The organism is Streptomyces sp. NBC_00344 (genome assembly GCF_036088315.1).
Lineage (GTDB): Bacteria > Actinomycetota > Actinomycetes > Streptomycetales > Streptomycetaceae > Streptomyces.
The window spans coordinates 3,703,087-3,717,629 of the sequence record NZ_CP107996.1 but is presented as its reverse complement, the minus strand read 5'-3'; the positions used below and the strand labels follow the sequence as shown (position 1 = coordinate 3,717,629).

Below are 14,543 nucleotides of genomic sequence, written 5' to 3'. Positions count from 1 at the left end.
GCCGGCCCCGCACGAAAGCGGGCCGGCCCCGGCCACCCATCCGGTGCACCGCCGCCAGGGGAGCCGACACTCCCCCACACAGACCGGAGAAACGATGGCCACCACCACACAGATCGACACCCCTCCGCCCCAAGCACCGGTAGAGCGCCCCTCGGGCCGCCCCACCGGCCGTACCGGCGACAGAATCTTCCTCGGCCTCAGCAGGGGCTCCGGCATCCTGCTCCTGGTGGTGATGGCAGCGATCGCGGGGTTCCTCACCTACCGCGCCTCCATCGCCATCAGCAAGGACCACGCGAACTTCCTCACCTCGTTCGACTGGCTGCCGTCCCAGACGCCGCCGGTCTTCGGCATCGCCGTCCTGCTCGTCGGCACGGTCGTCAGCTCGGTGGTCGCGATGGTCATCGCGGTACCGGTCGCCGTCGGCATCGCCCTGTTCATCTCGCACTACGCACCGCGCCGGCTGGCCACTTCGCTGGCCTACGTGGTCGACCTGCTCGCCGCGGTGCCCAGCATCATCTACGGCGTCTGGGGCGCCCTCGTCCTGGTGCCGTATCTCGACGGCCTCAACGCCTGGCTCGATCACTACTTCGCGTGGACGTACATCTTCGACCAGACCCAGTCGGGTGTGGCCAGGAACATGCTGACCGTCGGCATCCTGCTGGCGATCATGATCCTGCCGATCGTGACCAGCGTCAGCCGGGAGGTGTTCCTCCAGGTCCCGCGGATGAACGAGGAGGCGGCGCTCGCTCTGGGCGCCACCCGCTGGGAGGTCATCCGGCTGTCCGTCCTGCCCTTCGGACGCTCCGGCGTCATCTCGGCCTCGATGCTGGGACTCGGCCGGGCGCTCGGCGAGACGATGGCGGTCGCCACGGTGCTCTCGCCGAGCTATCTGATGTCGTTCCACCTGCTCAACCCGGGCGGCGGCACCTTCGCACAGAACATCGCGGCGAAATTCGACGAGGCCAACCCGCTCGGGCGTGACGCCCTGATCGCCTCGGGCCTGGTCCTCTTCGTCCTCACCCTGCTGGTGAACGGCGCGGCCCGGCTGATCATCGCCCGCCGCAAGGAGTACTCGGGGGCCAACGCATGACCGACGCGACCGTACAGACCGAGCAGAAGCGGTTCCCGCCCATGAGCACCGGCAACTCGCTCAGCGGACGCAGCCTCCCCCGCTGGGCCCCGGCCGGCTTCGTCGCCGCCGGGATCGCGGTGGGTGTGGCGACAGGCGCGGCCAGCGGGCTCACCAGCAAGGTCCAGTGGGGCCTGATCGCCGTCGTGGCCTTCCTGGTCATCTCGTACGTCACCACATCGGCGGTCGAGAACAAGCGCCAGGCCAAGGACCGGCTGGCCACCAGCGTCATCTGGGTGTGCTTCATCCTGGCCGTGATCCCGCTGTTCTCACTGCTGTGGACCACTGTGAGCCACGGCCTGAAGGACCTCAGCCCGGACTTCCTCACCCACTCCATGGCCGGGGTGCTCGCGTCCGACCAGGGCGGCGGCGTCTACCACGCGCTGATCGGCACCCTGGAGCAGGTCGGCATCGCCACCGTGATCGCCGTCCCGATCGGTCTGCTGACCGCCGTCTATCTCGTGGAGTACGGCAAGGGCGGGCTCGCCAGGGCCGTGACGTTCTTCGTGGACGTCATGACCGGCATCCCGTCGATCGTGGCCGGCCTGTTCATCCTGTCGATCATGCTGATGGCGGAGATCGAACCGTCCGGTCTTATGGGCTCGCTCGCCCTCACGATCCTGATGGTCCCGGTCGTGGTCCGCTCCACCGAGGAAATGCTCAAGCTCGTACCGAACGAGCTGCGCGAGGCCGCACTCGCCCTGGGCGTACCGAAGTGGCGCATGATCCTCAAGGTCGTCCTGCCGACCGCGATCGGCGGCATCACCACCGGCGTGATGCTGGCCGTCGCACGGATCGCAGGTGAGACCGCGCCGATCATGCTGCTGGTGTTCGGCAGCCAGCTGATCAACACCGACCCCTTCAACGGCGGGCAGTCGTCCCTTCCGTACTACATCTTCGAGCAGTACAAGCTCGGCGAGCCTCCCGCGATCGACCGCGCGTGGGCAGCGGCTCTGGTGCTGATCGCCTTCGTCATGATCCTGAACCTCGTCGCCCGCGGCATCGCCCGCTGGAAGGCCCCGAAGACGGGCCGCTGAGGCCCCGAGAGAAGAAGCTGATTCCCATGGCCAAGCGAATCGACGTGGGCGGCCTGACCGCCTACTACGCCAACCACAAGGCCATCGAGGACATCTCGATGACCGTCGAGCCCCGCTCCGTGACCGCCTTCATCGGCCCGTCCGGCTGCGGAAAGTCCACCTTCCTGCGCACCCTCAACCGGATGCACGAGGTCACCCCCGGCGGCCGGGTCGAGGGCAAGGTCATGCTGGACGACGAGAACCTCTACGCGTCGAGCGTCGACCCGGTCTCCGTACGCCGCACCGTCGGCATGGTCTTCCAGCGCCCCAACCCCTTCCCGACCATGTCGATCTTCGACAACGTCGCGGCGGGACTGCGCCTCAACGGCTCCTACCGGAAGAGCGAGCTGGCCGACATCGTCGAGAAGTCACTCAAGGGCGCCAACCTCTGGAACGAGGTCAAGGACCGGCTGAACAAGCCGGGCTCCGGTCTCTCCGGCGGCCAGCAGCAGCGGCTCTGCATCGCCCGCGCCATCGCGGTCGAGCCGCAGGTCCTGCTGATGGACGAGCCGTGCTCGGCGCTCGACCCGATCTCCACCCTCGCCATCGAGGATCTGATCGGCGAGCTCAAGGAGCGCTTCACCATCGTCATCGTCACGCACAACATGCAGCAGGCGGCACGCGTCTCGGACCGTACGGCCTTCTTCAACCTGGCCGCGGTCGGACAGCCCGGCAGGCTCATAGAGATCGACGAGACCGAGCGGATCTTCTCCAACCCGTCCGTCCAGGCGACCGAGGACTACATCTCCGGCCGCTTCGGATAGACGCCACCGCTTGCGGTGCTGCATGGCGGTGCCACCGCAAGACAGAAAGGGCCCGCCCCCGCGGATTCCGGGGGCGGGCCCTTTCACAGCTCGTGGCTGCCTGTCCGGTGCCGTGGCGCTAGAAGACCAGCCGGACGATCCAGTAGCTGAACGCCGCGACGAGCGCCGCGGCCGGCATCGTGATGAACCAGCCGAGGACGATGTTCTTCGCCACTCCCCAGCGCACCGCACGGGAGCCCTTGGTGGCCCCCACACCCATGATCGCCGAGGTGATCACATGGGTCGTCGAGATCGGCGCGTGGAAGATGAAGGCCGAACCGAACATGATCGAGGCGCCGGTCGTCTCGGCGGCGAAACCCTGCGGCGGGTCCAGCTCGATGATCTTGCGGCCGAGGGTGCGCATGATGCGCCAGCCGCCCGCGTACGTACCGAGCGAGAGCATCAGCGCGCAGACCAGCTTGACCCAGACCGGGATCGCGTCGGAGTACGTCTGGTGGCCCGAGATGACCAGGGCCATCACCACGACACCCATCGTCTTCTGGGCGTCCTGCAGACCGTGGCCGAGCGCCATACCGGCGGCCGAGACCGTCTGGGCGATGCGGAAGCCGCGCTTGGCCTTGTGCGGGTTGGACTTCCGGAATATCCAGAGGATCGCGACCATCACCAGATAGCCGACCACCAGACCGATCACCGGCGACGCGAACATCGGGATGACGATCTTGTCGACCACCCCGGACCAGTAGACGGTGATGCCCCCGGCGAGCGCCGCGCCGACCATGCCGCCGAACAGGGCGTGCGAGGACGAGGACGGCAGGCCGAAGTACCAGGTGATCAGATTCCAGATGATCGCCCCGACCAGCGCGGCGAAGAGGATTCCCATCCCCTTCTGGCCCTCGGGGGTGTCGATGATCCCCTCGCTGACGGTCTTGGCGACACCGCTGCCGAGGAAGGCGCCCGCGAGGTTCATCACCGCGGCCATCGCCAGAGCCGCACGGGGCGTCAGTGCTCTGGTGGAGACCGATGTGGCGATCGCGTTGGCGGAGTCGTGGAAGCCGTTCGTATAAGTGAATCCGAGCGCGACCCCGATGGTCACGATCAGAGTGAAGGTGTCCACGTGGTCAGGACTCCTTGACCGCGATGGTCTCCACCGTGTTGGCGACGTGCTCGAACGCGTCGGCCGCCTCTTCCAGCACATCCACGATCTGCTTCAGCTTCAGCACCTCCATGGCGTCGTACTTGCCGTTGAAGAGCTGGGCGAGCAGCTTGCGGTGGATCTGGTCCGCCTGGTTCTCCAGCCGGTTGACCTCGATCCAGTACTCGGTGAGGTTGTCCATGGTCCGCAGGTTCGGCATGGCCTCGGCGGTCAGAACGGCCGCCCGGGCCAGCACCTCGATCTGCTGCTCCACACCCTTGGGAAGCTCCTCCACCTGGTACAGCACGACCAGGTCGACGGCCTCCTCCATGAAGTCCATGATGTCGTCGAGCGACGAGGCGAGATTGTAGATGTCCTCGCGGTCGAACGGCGTGATGAAGGAGGAGTTCAGCTGGTGGAAGATCGCGTGGGTCGCGTCATCCCCCGCGTGCTCCGCTGCCCGCATCCGCTCCGCGATCTCGGCCCGGCCGGAGGCGTCCGCGCCGAGCAGTTCCATGAGGAGTTTGGAGCCCGTGACGATGTTGTCCGCGGATGCGGCGAACATGTCGTAGAAGCTCGTCTCCCTGGGGGTCAGACGAAAGCGCACGTGGGGTCCTCGGGTGCTCTGGATTCGGTCAGGCTGATGCTAGGCGCATCATCCGGCCACGGCTAACCGGCGTTCTTCAGTGTCGCCCATGAGGCACAGTGATCAGCACGGGCCCCGCCCCGAATTCAGGGAGGATCGGTACCATATACCCACGAGGGGTATGGAAAACCCCTCAGAACAACGGCGCACAGTCATTCACAACGGTTCCACAACGGGAGGACGCGATGACGACCACCGAGGCAGCCGGCGCTCCCGACCGCGCAGGCCTTGAGCCTGCCGAAGAGCCGGCAGTGCACGGCTACCACGATCAGAAGGACGAACACCTCAAGCGGCTGCGCCGTATCGAGGGCCAGGTCCGGGGACTCCAGAGGCTGGTGGCCGAGGACGTCTACTGCATCGACATCCTCACCCAGGTCTCGGCCTCCACCAAGGCCCTGCAGTCCTTCGCCCTCCAGCTTCTCGAGGAACACCTGAGGCACTGTGTGGCGGATGCGGCGGTCAGGGGCGGCGACGAGATCGACGTGAAGGTCGAGGAAGCGACCAAGGCGATCGCCCGGCTGCTGCGCACCTGACGGAACGCGCGGGGTGCGCCCCGTCCGGCTCGGGGAAGCGCGGCCCCCGACGAGCGGCGCCCCGCCCGTTCACCGATCGTGATCGTGGCCGGAAACCGATGTATCGGCCCCCACCATCAGAACCTCGTCGATACGGTCCTGGCTGAGCCGCTCCTCGCCGGCAGCGGCGGCCGCGATCATCAACTCGCCGCAGAGCTCGATCTCGACGAGGGCCATACGGTCCTGGACGGTCAGCGTCCCAGGCACGGACTTCACCCCTTTCTGCCGCAGTCGACTTCCTAGCGTATGGAGCCGGACACGCCCCGCGCATGGCACGGACGGACCATTTCCTACTGGACAGTTCCGGCGTAGATCTGATCCGCAGGGGGCAGGTGGGCCGTGACCCGGGTGCCGAATCCGTACAGCAGAGTCGTCGACGCGACCTCGACGATGTGCCCCTCGTTGGCGAAATCGAACCGGTGCCGCACCTTGCGCAGCCGCCCCTGATCGTCGAGATAGGCGTCGAAGGGCACCGAGGAACCGGCGAACCGCTTCGCGGCTGCCGCCAGCGCCTGCCTGATGTCCGGCGCTGCGGCCTTGGCAGCCACCAGGAGATTCGCGTCACCCCGGTAGTGCCACACCCGGGTCCCGGCCAGATTCTCCGTACCGATGTACGTCACCCCGCGGGCCCCGCGCAGCAGCTCGGCCGCGACCAGCGGATCGGTCGCACCGTTGGTCACCAGATTGCCGTCCGGCAGCTTCGCGGGCTCCACCCGGACCCACTGGTCGGCAGGGACGTTGGCGCCCCGGTTCTTCATGTAGACGGCCGCCGGTGTCAGCACCTCGGTGATCGGCCGGTGCTCATCGCCCCCGGCGGCGTCCTGCGGCAGCACCACCCTGAGCTGCCCGGTCCGACGCCCGAAGTCGAATCCGCCCTCACCCCGGATGGTCACCCTGGTTCCCCCGGTCGCCATCGTCATCGACGTGCCGACCTTGGAACTCCCGGCAGCGGACAGCACATCGGCGGCCCGCCGCACCGCGCCCGCACCCCCGGCCCGGCCGTCGGACGCGGGGCCGGCACTGGCGTGCGGGGCGCATCCACCGGCTCCTACCGCACCCGCCAGAGCGAGCACGGCGCCGGCCAGCCCTCCGGCCCTGCCTCTGTACTGCTGCACCATCGCCTGCCAACCCCCAACGCCTGGCCAGTATTCGTCCGTGCCCGCTCTTCCCGGATAACGACGCCTGGGAGCCACCGTCACGCCCGCGTACCGTGGACGGGTGCGCGACGACGACCCCTCGCAGACCGACCGGGACCACACCACCACGACCTACGAGCGCGGGGCCTTCTGTCTGGCCCGCTGCACCTGCGGCTGGGCCGGACCCGCCCGCAGATCCCGCGACCTGGCCCGTACGGACGCGGCGGAACACCCCGGGCAGGCCTGAGAAGGACGGCGGGTACGCGGAAACCGCCCCTCCGGTACGGACACCCCCGCGGTACGGGAACCCGTACCCCCCGGATGCTCGTCTCGTAGGCCGGAGGTCCCTATGCAACGCCGTACCCTGCTCACCGCAGTCCCCGTCCTCGCCGGCGCCGTCGCCTGCCACAGCACCGACGCCGGTGCCCGTGGGAGCAGCCGCACGACCACCCTCGGCACATCCGCCGCATCCGGCACGTCAGGCACCGTGCCGAAACCGCGCAAACCGAGCGCCGCGGCCGACTGGACCGCGCTCGGCCGCGGGCTCGACGGCAAGCTGGTCCGCCCCGGCGATGCGGACTACCCCGCGGCCCGCCAGCTCTACAACACCCGCTTCGACGGTCTGAAACCCGCGGCGGTCGCCTACGTCGCGGGCGACGACGACATCCGTGAGTGCCTCGCCTACTCCCGGGCGCACGGTGTCCCCGTCTCCATCCGCAGCGGTGGCCACTCCTACGCCGGCTGGTCGTCGGGAAACGGCCGCCTGGTCATCGACGTGTCGAAGCTCTCGCACATATCGGCCGGCGGCACCATCGGCGCGGGCGCCAAGCTCGTCGACGTCTACGAAACCCTCGGCAGGAGTTCCCGCTCGCTCCCCGGCGGCTCCTGCCCGACCGTCGGCATCTCCGGCCTCACCCTCGGCGGCGGGCACGGTGTGGCCTCCCGGGCATACGGGCTGACCTGCGACGCCCTCACCTCTGCCACGCTCGTGACGGCCGACGGAAAACGGCTGACCGCCTCCGCCACCCAGAACAAGGACCTCTTCTGGGCGCTGCGCGGTGCGGGCAACGGCAACTTCGGCGTCGTCACCGAAATGACCTTCCGTACGCACAGCGCACCGCAGACCGTCTCCGCGTATCTCTCCTGGCCCTGGTCGAAGGCGCGCGCGGTCATCGACGCCTGGCAGAAGTGGGGTCCCGACCAGCCCGACGAGATCTGGTCGTCGGCCCATCTGGAGGCCGCGACCGGCGGAGGCGCCCCCGGGGTGACCATCGCCGCGTTCTCCCTCGGCTCCTACGGGGATCTGCAGAACGCCGTCGACCGCCTGGCCGATGCGGTGGGCGCCTCCGCGCGCTCCGTATCACTGCGCCGGCGGAGCTACGAGCAGGCCATGCTGGTGTACGCGGGCTGCGCGAGCCTCAGCGAGGACCAGTGCCATCTGCCGGGTCCGACACCCGGCCGCAGCACCAAGGGGGCCCTCCAGCGCGAGACCTACTCCGCCGCATCGGACTTCTACGACCGCACGATCCCGGCAGCCGGCCTCTCCGCGCTGCTGAACCACGTCGAATCCTTCTCCCGGCTGCCCGCGACCTCCGGCTCGGGCTCCGTCGCCCTCACCGCGCTGGGCGGCGCCATCAACCGCGTCGACCCGTCGGCCACGGCCTTCGTCCACCGGCGCTCCCGGGTACTCGCCCAGTACATCGCCTCCTGGCGGCCGGGCACCAGCGGCTCCGCCCAGCAGGCCTGGCTGAAGTCCACCCATACGGCGATGCGCCCCTACGCTTCCGGCGGCGCCTACCAGAACTACATCGACCCGGCTCTCAAGGACTGGAAGAAGGCGTACTACGGGGACGGCGCCGCGCGGCTGGCGAAGCTGAAGCAGCAGTACGACCCGCAGAAGATGTTCGGTTTCCCGCAGGCACTCTGACCGCATTCCAGCCATCCGGGGGCCTTGCGCCCCCGGTGAGCGGGGTAGACGCCACCGGAGCATCACGAATGGCGCCGGCGGCGGCAGCGGGAGAGGGACGGTATGACGGAGCGGACTGCACCGGACCGCAGCAGCGGCATCGCCGCCCCGCTGCTCCCTGGGCCCGATGTCTGGGCCCAGGGGCGTACCGCACTGCGCCGCACGCCCCTCTCGATGTGGAACGAGGACGTCTCCGACTGGGCAGCGGCGCTCACCTACTACGCGATCCTCGCCCTGTTGCCCGCCCTGCTGATCACCATCTCGGTCATCGGTCTGATCGCGCCGTCCACCACCGATGAGCTGATCTCCGACGTCACCGCATGGGCCCCGGCCGAGTCGGGCACCGCCCTGCACAAGGCGCTCACCGACATGGCGGGGGAGCGTTCCGCCGCCCTCACCGTCCTGATCGGGGGCGCGTTCAGCGCGCTGTGGTCCGCTTCGAGTTATCTGGCGGTTTTCCGGCGCGCCCTGCACGCCATGCATGCGGTGAAGGACGAGCGACCCGCCCTGCGCAAGGCGCACCGCATCGTCCTGACGGCGCTGGCCCTGCTGGCCCTGCTCCTGGTGAGTGCGCTGATCCTGGTGCTCAGCGGACAACTGGCCCAGTCCATGGGCCGCATGCTCGGCCTCGGCAACGCGGGCGCCGATGCGTGGAACCTGCTCAAGTGGCCGACGCTGCTGTGCTGTGTGGCCCTGCTGGTCCTCATCCTGTTCCGCTCGGGCCCGCCCGCCGCGCGAGGGATCCACCGGGGCCTGCTGGGCGGTGTGCTCGCCGCCCTGCTGTGGCTGATCGCCTCGGCCGGCTTCACCCTGTACGCGGCCGGGCTCGGGACGTACAGCAAGCTCTACGGTTCCCTCGCGGGTGTCGTGGTCTTCCTGGTGTGGCTCTGGATGTCCAACCTGGCGCTGCTGGCCGGAGCCCAGTTCAACGCCGAACTGGCCCGGGCGGCGACACGTTCGTACCGGACAGCGCCGGAAGCGGCCTGATCAGGCCGCCAGGTCGTTGCGACCGGGTCTCGGCTCGGAGATCTCCACCGCCGCGGCGGTCACCTCCCGGTGACGCCGGGACCACACCACCGACCCCAGCCGCCCGGAACGCTCGACGGCCCGCACCACCGGCGAGAGCAGCGCCATCGCGAGCGGCGAGAGCAGCAGGACCACCGCGGTCCCCAGCGCGAAACCCCCGACCACATCGGTCGGGTAGTGCACACCCATGAAGACCCGGCAGAACCCCTCGGCCAGCGCCAGCCCGATCGCCGCGAGCCCGAACTTCCGGTGCGCGACGAAGAGTCCGGCGCCGATGGCCATCGCCATCGTCGAGTGGTCGCTCACGAACGAGAAGTCGGTCTTCCCCGTCACCAGGACATCAAGTCCCTTGTGGTCCACGAACGGTCGTGGCCGCGCCACGAACCCACGGATCGGGATGTTCACCAGGACCGCGATGCCCGCGGCGAGCGGAGCCCAGACGATGGCGGCGACAGCCGTCACCGACCGCTCACGGTCCGGCTGCCTGCGCGCCTGCCACCAGCAGCCGAGCACCAGCAGCACCATCGCGAGCAGGATGCCGTACTCGCCGATGAACTCCATGGTCCGGTCGACCCAGCCCGGCGCGGCCTTCGCGATGCCGTTGATGTCGTAGAGCAGGCTGACATCAGGGTTCGACCCATCACTTGCGAGTCCAGCCATCTGCTGCCCCTTGCCTTCGCTCCTGCCGTGCGGCGCACGTCCGTGTACGCCGCTCTACCAGCCCCCGTGGTTGCGCGGTGTTGCTGCTCCAGTCCAGGGAACGCCCCGGACACCCCCGGCGTTCCGCTCTCCACCGAAAGATCACCATGACGTTATCGAAGAGATACTCGTCGTCGCAGCTCAGGGGTGACGCTCTCACGATGGGTTCAAGCCATGCGACGCAGCGTTTCAGGCTTCCGGCTGCGTAGTGGGGAGCGCTTTCGCGCCATCCTTGGTGACCCGCGTGGCGCCGAAGTAGTCCGGCGAATCAATCTTGTCGAAGCGGATCACGGCGCCGGTGTACGGGGCGTCGATCATGTAACCGCCGCCCACATAGAGGCCGACGTGGTGGATGGCCCTGGAGTTGGACAGGTCGTTCGAGAAGAAGACCAGATCGCCGGGCAGCAGCTCGTTCCGCGCGGGATGCGCCCCCGCGTTGTACTGGTCGTTCGCCACTCGCGGCAGCTCGATGCCGACGCTGTGGTACGCGGCCTTGGTCAGGCCCGAACAGTCGAACCGCCCTCCCTGGTCGGCGGTGCCGTTGCCGCCCCAGAGATAGGGGGTGCCGAGCTTCTGCTGGGCGTAGTAGATGGCAGCGGCGGCCTGCTGGGAGGGGGCCACTCCGTTGACGGGCCTGGCGAAGCTCTTCTCGAGGGTGCGGATGATCTTGACGTAGTTCTGGGTCTCCCGGTACGGCGGCACACCGTGGTACTTGATCACGGCGTAGGAGCCCGCGTTGTACGCGGCGAGCATGTTGTCGCTCTGACTACCGGGCACGTTCTTTACGTATCCGGCCAGTTCGCAGTCGTACGAGGCGGCTGACGGGATCGCGTCCGCGGGGTCCCAGATGTCCTTCTTGCCGTCGCCGTTCCCATCGATCCCGTGCGTCGCCCAGGTACCCGGAATGAACTGGGCCACCCCCAGTGCATTGGCCGGACTCCTGGCCTGCGCGTTCCAGCCGCTCTCCTGGTACAACTGCGCGGCGAGCAGGGCGGGGTTGAGGGATGGACAGAGGTTGCCCCATTTCTGCACCGTTGCCTGGTATTGACTGGGCACAGCTCCCTTGGCGAGCGTGACAGCCGAGCCGGCGCTGCCGAGACCTGCCGCCGCCGAGTAGGTACCGACGAGGAGCAGGCCCACGAAGCCGACACCCGCCCCGAAACCGATGCCACCGACCACCAAGACTTTGCGCATCCCTCAACCCTCCCCGATTCGTGACAGGTTCACTGCCTACTTCACTCGGAAGCCCGAGCAGCTGATGCCGGAGTAGTCCGTTGGGGTTCCTTCGACATGGAAGAAGACCCCGGTCCAGTCTCCCGGGTCGCCGGCGACAGGGATGCTGCCGGTGCCCTTCCCATCGGCGCGGTTCTCGAAGTCGTCCGGATACAGCAGCGTGGCGTATCCACCGGCCTTCCGCTGCGCGCAGGTGTCCAAGGGCCTGCTGGGGTCGGCGACACGGCGTCCAGCACCCCCCTGAACCGTTCACAGAAGCCCGGCGGCAGTCATTCCGAGCCTCACCACGGACAGTCACTCTTCTCCGCACACTCCGCCCAGAGCACCTTTCCGCCTCCTCCGAGGACATACGCGCCCCACCTCTCGGCACACATCCGCACCAGGAAGAGCCCCCGCCCGTACTCGGCATTCCCGCCGGGCGGCGGGCCGAAGGGGGCGGGGACGGTGGGGTTGCTGTCCCAGACCGCCAGCCGGACGCGGTCCGCGCCCATGGCACGGAGCCGCAGGCCGTAGGAGCCTCGCGAGTGCCGGTAGGCGTTGGTGACGAGTTCACTGGTCAGCAGCTCGGTGGTGTCGGTGAGCTGGGCCATTCCGTGCGAACGCAGCACTTCCCGCAGGGTCTTGCGTGCGATGCCGGGCGCGCGCGGATCGTGCGGCAGTTGGAGGGTGTACGCCCAGGGCGGCGCTACGGTGGTCATGGAAGTCTCCGATCACGGAGGGAAGTTGAATGAGAGCACTGGGTGCGAGCCCGGTGACGAGACCGCTCCGTCGAGCGGGGTACTTCCGGGCGGATGGCCTAGTCGGACACTAGACTCTCTGCAAAGAATCTTTGCGTGGTTCAGCTGATATCTTTGCGGATTCCCTCGCGCGAGTGACGGTCTCAACTGTTCGTTCGGAAAGAAGAGTTACCCCATGCCTGACAGGCCCGCGCCGACAGCCCGTCGCATCCGGCTTGGCGCTGAACTGCGCAAGCTCCGCGAGAGGGCCCGTATGACGTCCACCGAAGCGGCCCGACGTCTCGGGACCAGCTCCGGTCAGCTGAGCAACGCCGAGACCGGTCGCTTCGGCGTGAGCGGCGACCGGATCAGGTCCTTGGCCGATATGTACGGCTGCCAGGACAAACCCCTGATCGAGGCCCTTGTCTCCATGGCCCAGGAGCGCAGTCGTGGATGGTGGGAGGAGTACCGCAGCATCCTTCCGGGCCCACTCCTCGACCTCGCCGAGCTGGAGCACCACGGCCACCACTTCCGCACAGCGCACACGGCCCACATCCCGGGGATGTTCCAGACTGCCGAGCACGCGCGGGAGATCTACCGGCAGGCAGTGCCGGCATTCTCCCCTCCTGACGTGGAACAGCGGATCTCCTTCCGGATCAAGCGTCAGACAGTCCTCTTCCAGGACAGTCCGGCCCCGTACAGCGCGATCGTCCATGAGGCGGCCCTGCGGATGAGGTTCGGCGGTCCGGAGGTAACGCGGGCGCAGTTGCAGCATCTGCTGAAGCTGAGCGAGTTGAGACACGTCACGCTTCTGGTGATCCCGTTCGACGCCGGCTCGTACCCCGGGTCCGGGCAGACCATCACCTACGCCCACGGTCCAGTGACGCAGCTTGACACCGTGCAGCTCGACCAGTCGCACGGGATCGCATTCATCGACGCCGAGCACCAGTTGGCCCAGTACCGGCTGCTGTTCGACCGTCTGGCAGCATCAGCGCTCACAGCGGCACGATCCCGGGACTTCATTCGCGCCGTTATCCACAGCCTGTGAAGGAGAAGCCGTGGCCGTCCGCACCTGGCAGAAATCCTCTTACTGCGCGCAAGGCGAGGCCTGCCTTCACGTCGGCTCAGCTCCGGGCCAGGCTGTCGGACTGACCGAAAGCAGCGATCCGGACGGCGTCATACTCCGGACCACCCCTCCCGCCTTGGCAGCCATGATTCGGGCCATAAAGAGGGCGGAGCCACGTGGCTGACGTCCCCGGAGGCCTCGACTGGATCCGGGCCGCCCCCGAGGCCGAAGAGGGCCCCGGCCCCTGGATCGAGATCGCCTTCGGCCCCGAGGACGCCGTCTACCTCCGCGAGACCGGCGACCCGGACAACGTCGTCGCCACCACCCGGAAGAAATGGGACGCCTTCGTCCTCGGCGTCCAGGCAGGCGAGTTCGACCACTTCGCCGAACCCGAAGGACGGGGCCCCGTCGTCTGACGTGCCGCACCGCCGCCGGAGCACGTGACCCAGGTGTACCCGCCCCCGGTACACCGCTCAGTACGATCCTCCGTCGAATCCCGCCGCGACCGCCTGTTCCAGCGTGAGGGCACTCGCGTCGTCGTCCGGTTCGAGGAACGCATGGATCACGGCCAGCGCGACCGTACCCATGAGCGAGCGGCGATTGCCGTGGTCGACCACACCGGCCCCGGGGTCACCCATGGCCCGGAGGGTCATTCCGTCGTTGACCGCGGACAGCGCGTTGGCCAGGTCGTCGAGGGTGAGCCCCTTGCGCAGCCGCAGGCGGCGTTCCCGCAGGACGGCCGCGTACAGCTCCTTCCAGGAGCCGAGGTAGTCGGCGTACATGGTGGAGATGATCCGCGTCACCTCGTCGTCCCCCTCGGCCGCCGTCATGAGGGCCAGACCGAGACGGACGGCGGGCAGGTCGACGCCCTCGGCGGTGTGCTGATAGGCGATGTCGTGGACAGCACGTACGAAGTCCGGACCGTGCACCAGCCGCTTGAGGTTGGCAGCCCGCTGCTCCCGGAACTCCGGCCGGTAGTTCTCCCTCCAGACCGCGAAGCCGATCAGGTCGCTGACGAAGTCCGAGTGCCGGACCCAGCGGTCGCGCAGCATCGACACGCCGTTGCCGTGCCGGGTGAACGGATGGGGGTTGCCGGCGAACTCCTCGGCGACCCTGCGCTGCGAGAGGGATCCGAGCAGCAGACGCTCACTGCTGACGCGCCGCTGGGCTCCGGGTCCGAGGTGCCGTACGAGCAGCCGCATGCCGGCTGCCAGAAACGCGGCTGTGGTCCGGTCGTTCGCGAGCCGGTCGCAGCCCCAGCGGGTGCGGCGGTTGAGATGGCGCAGCACCCCCGACAGATCCTGGTTGTAAGGGAAGGGCAGGTTCCCTTTCCCTCTGGGACCGCGCGGCTCCTCGATGTCGTCCATGCGCGCATACTCTCC

The 14,543-nt window shown here is 68.3% G+C and carries 19 protein-coding genes; 10 read left to right on the top strand and 9 right to left on the bottom strand.

The window, feature by feature from the left end:
- The first annotated feature begins 94 nt into the window (after positions 1-94).
- From pstC to pstB, 3 genes are read left to right on the top strand one after another with little or no spacing between them, the layout of a single operon-like run.
- Positions 95-1,090 carry a phosphate ABC transporter permease subunit PstC gene (gene pstC / locus OHS16_RS16745; protein WP_328538003.1) on the top strand — a complete coding sequence of 332 codons (996 nt, stop codon included), beginning with the start codon at positions 95-97 and terminating at the stop codon, positions 1,088-1,090.
- 41 nt (positions 1,091-1,131) lie between these two features.
- On the top strand, positions 1,132-2,166 hold the full coding sequence (gene pstA, locus OHS16_RS16740) for a phosphate ABC transporter permease PstA (RefSeq protein ID WP_443042769.1): 1,035 nt from the start codon (positions 1,132-1,134) through the stop codon (positions 2,164-2,166).
- Between the two features lie 26 nt (positions 2,167-2,192).
- Positions 2,193-2,969: a phosphate ABC transporter ATP-binding protein PstB gene (pstB, locus tag OHS16_RS16735; protein WP_328538001.1), complete on the top strand. Its 777-nt coding sequence runs from the start codon at positions 2,193-2,195 to the stop codon at positions 2,967-2,969.
- 118 nt (positions 2,970-3,087) lie between these two features.
- Here pstB and OHS16_RS16730 read toward each other — a convergent pair whose 3' ends face one another.
- Together OHS16_RS16730 and OHS16_RS16725 are read right to left on the bottom strand one after the other, a co-directional pair.
- Positions 3,088-4,083 carry an inorganic phosphate transporter gene (locus OHS16_RS16730; protein ID WP_328538000.1) on the bottom strand — a complete coding sequence of 332 codons (996 nt, stop codon included), beginning with the start codon at positions 4,081-4,083 and terminating at the stop codon, positions 3,088-3,090.
- Positions 4,084-4,087: 4 nt separating this feature from the next.
- Positions 4,088-4,708: a DUF47 domain-containing protein gene (locus tag OHS16_RS16725; RefSeq protein WP_328537999.1), complete on the bottom strand. Its 621-nt coding sequence runs from the start codon at positions 4,706-4,708 to the stop codon at positions 4,088-4,090.
- 224 nt (positions 4,709-4,932) lie between these two features.
- On the opposite strand from OHS16_RS16725, the gene OHS16_RS16720 reads away from it, so the two are divergent.
- Entirely contained in the window at positions 4,933-5,280 is a 348-nt protein-coding gene (locus OHS16_RS16720; RefSeq protein WP_328537998.1) for a metal-sensitive transcriptional regulator, read from the top strand.
- 69 nt (positions 5,281-5,349) lie between these two features.
- Here the strand turns inward: OHS16_RS16720 and OHS16_RS16715 are convergent, their stop codons facing one another.
- The gene (locus tag OHS16_RS16715) at positions 5,350-5,526 is read right to left on the bottom strand and encodes a hypothetical protein (RefSeq protein ID WP_328541063.1); all 177 of its coding nucleotides are present in this window, start codon (positions 5,524-5,526) and stop codon (positions 5,350-5,352) included.
- A gap of 83 nt (positions 5,527-5,609) precedes the next feature.
- Positions 5,610-6,437, bottom strand: coding sequence for a hypothetical protein (locus OHS16_RS16710; protein WP_328537997.1), 828 nt, complete (start codon positions 6,435-6,437; stop codon positions 5,610-5,612).
- A 100-nt stretch (positions 6,438-6,537) separates the two neighbouring features.
- Here OHS16_RS16710 and OHS16_RS16705 point away from each other — a divergent pair, with 100 nt between their 5' ends.
- The 3 genes from OHS16_RS16705 to OHS16_RS16695 all read left to right on the top strand — a co-directional run bounded on the left by OHS16_RS16705 (position 6,538) and on the right by OHS16_RS16695 (position 9,408).
- A complete protein-coding gene (locus tag OHS16_RS16705) occupies positions 6,538-6,702 on the top strand; it encodes a hypothetical protein (RefSeq protein WP_328537996.1) in 165 nt (54 codons plus the stop codon).
- A gap of 102 nt (positions 6,703-6,804) precedes the next feature.
- Entirely contained in the window at positions 6,805-8,382 is a 1,578-nt protein-coding gene (locus OHS16_RS16700) for an FAD-binding oxidoreductase (protein ID WP_328537995.1), read from the top strand.
- Between the two features lie 102 nt (positions 8,383-8,484).
- Positions 8,485-9,408 (top strand): YihY/virulence factor BrkB family protein, encoded by a 924-nt coding sequence (locus OHS16_RS16695; protein WP_328537994.1) that lies wholly within the window; start codon positions 8,485-8,487, stop codon positions 9,406-9,408.
- Here OHS16_RS16695 and OHS16_RS16690 read toward each other — a convergent pair whose 3' ends face one another.
- The 4 genes from OHS16_RS16690 to OHS16_RS16675 all read right to left on the bottom strand — a co-directional run bounded on the left by OHS16_RS16690 (position 9,409) and on the right by OHS16_RS16675 (position 12,077).
- A complete protein-coding gene (locus OHS16_RS16690; RefSeq protein ID WP_328537993.1) occupies positions 9,409-10,107 on the bottom strand; it encodes a phosphatase PAP2 family protein in 699 nt (232 codons plus the stop codon). It abuts the gene before it with no gap.
- A 228-nt stretch (positions 10,108-10,335) separates the two neighbouring features.
- Positions 10,336-11,340 (bottom strand): C40 family peptidase, encoded by a 1,005-nt coding sequence (locus OHS16_RS16685; RefSeq protein ID WP_328537992.1) that lies wholly within the window; start codon positions 11,338-11,340, stop codon positions 10,336-10,338.
- Between the two features lie 36 nt (positions 11,341-11,376).
- Positions 11,377-11,580, bottom strand: coding sequence for a hypothetical protein (locus OHS16_RS16680; protein WP_328537991.1), 204 nt, complete (start codon positions 11,578-11,580; stop codon positions 11,377-11,379).
- A gap of 80 nt (positions 11,581-11,660) precedes the next feature.
- On the bottom strand, positions 11,661-12,077 hold the full coding sequence (locus OHS16_RS16675; protein WP_328537990.1) for an ATP-binding protein: 417 nt from the start codon (positions 12,075-12,077) through the stop codon (positions 11,661-11,663).
- A gap of 214 nt (positions 12,078-12,291) precedes the next feature.
- On the opposite strand from OHS16_RS16675, the gene OHS16_RS16670 reads away from it, so the two are divergent.
- Genes OHS16_RS16670 through OHS16_RS16660 form a run of 3 tightly spaced genes read left to right on the top strand, consistent with a single transcriptional unit; the run spans position 12,292 to position 13,577 of the window.
- Positions 12,292-13,143, top strand: a complete 852-nt coding sequence (locus OHS16_RS16670; protein WP_328537989.1) for a helix-turn-helix domain-containing protein — start codon at positions 12,292-12,294, stop codon at positions 13,141-13,143.
- Positions 13,144-13,153: 10 nt separating this feature from the next.
- On the top strand, positions 13,154-13,345 hold the full coding sequence (locus tag OHS16_RS16665; RefSeq protein WP_328537988.1) for a DUF397 domain-containing protein: 192 nt from the start codon (positions 13,154-13,156) through the stop codon (positions 13,343-13,345).
- Positions 13,338-13,577, top strand: coding sequence for a DUF397 domain-containing protein (locus OHS16_RS16660; protein WP_328537987.1), 240 nt, complete (start codon positions 13,338-13,340; stop codon positions 13,575-13,577). The genes OHS16_RS16665 and OHS16_RS16660 overlap by 8 nt, the downstream gene beginning before the upstream one ends.
- Before the next feature lie 57 nt (positions 13,578-13,634).
- Here OHS16_RS16660 and OHS16_RS16655 read toward each other — a convergent pair whose 3' ends face one another.
- Entirely contained in the window at positions 13,635-14,528 is an 894-nt protein-coding gene (locus OHS16_RS16655; protein ID WP_328537986.1) for a hypothetical protein, read from the bottom strand.
- Positions 14,529-14,543 lie beyond the last annotated feature (15 nt).

What these genes read in the sequence shown, in the direction of transcription:
- pstC (WP_328538003.1), top strand. Translation starts at nt 95, where the DNA reads ATGGCCACCACCACACAGATCGACACCCCTCCGCCCCAAGCACCGGTA.
- pstA (WP_443042769.1), top strand. Translation starts at nt 1,132, where the DNA reads ATGAGCACCGGCAACTCGCTCAGCGGACGCAGCCTCCCCCGCTGGGCC.
- pstB (WP_328538001.1), top strand. Translation starts at nt 2,193, where the DNA reads ATGGCCAAGCGAATCGACGTGGGCGGCCTGACCGCCTACTACGCCAAC.
- OHS16_RS16720 (WP_328537998.1), top strand. Translation starts at nt 4,933, where the DNA reads ATGACGACCACCGAGGCAGCCGGCGCTCCCGACCGCGCAGGCCTTGAG.
- OHS16_RS16710 (WP_328537997.1), bottom strand. Translation starts at nt 6,437, where the DNA reads ATGGTGCAGCAGTACAGAGGCAGGGCCGGAGGGCTGGCCGGCGCCGTG.
- OHS16_RS16700 (WP_328537995.1), top strand. Translation starts at nt 6,805, where the DNA reads ATGCAACGCCGTACCCTGCTCACCGCAGTCCCCGTCCTCGCCGGCGCC.
- OHS16_RS16695 (WP_328537994.1), top strand. Translation starts at nt 8,485, where the DNA reads ATGACGGAGCGGACTGCACCGGACCGCAGCAGCGGCATCGCCGCCCCG.
- OHS16_RS16690 (WP_328537993.1), bottom strand. Translation starts at nt 10,107, where the DNA reads ATGGCTGGACTCGCAAGTGATGGGTCGAACCCTGATGTCAGCCTGCTC.
- OHS16_RS16685 (WP_328537992.1), bottom strand. Translation starts at nt 11,340, where the DNA reads ATGCGCAAAGTCTTGGTGGTCGGTGGCATCGGTTTCGGGGCGGGTGTC.
- OHS16_RS16675 (WP_328537990.1), bottom strand. Translation starts at nt 12,077, where the DNA reads ATGACCACCGTAGCGCCGCCCTGGGCGTACACCCTCCAACTGCCGCAC.
- OHS16_RS16670 (WP_328537989.1), top strand. Translation starts at nt 12,292, where the DNA reads ATGCCTGACAGGCCCGCGCCGACAGCCCGTCGCATCCGGCTTGGCGCT.
- OHS16_RS16655 (WP_328537986.1), bottom strand. Translation starts at nt 14,528, where the DNA reads ATGGACGACATCGAGGAGCCGCGCGGTCCCAGAGGGAAAGGGAACCTG.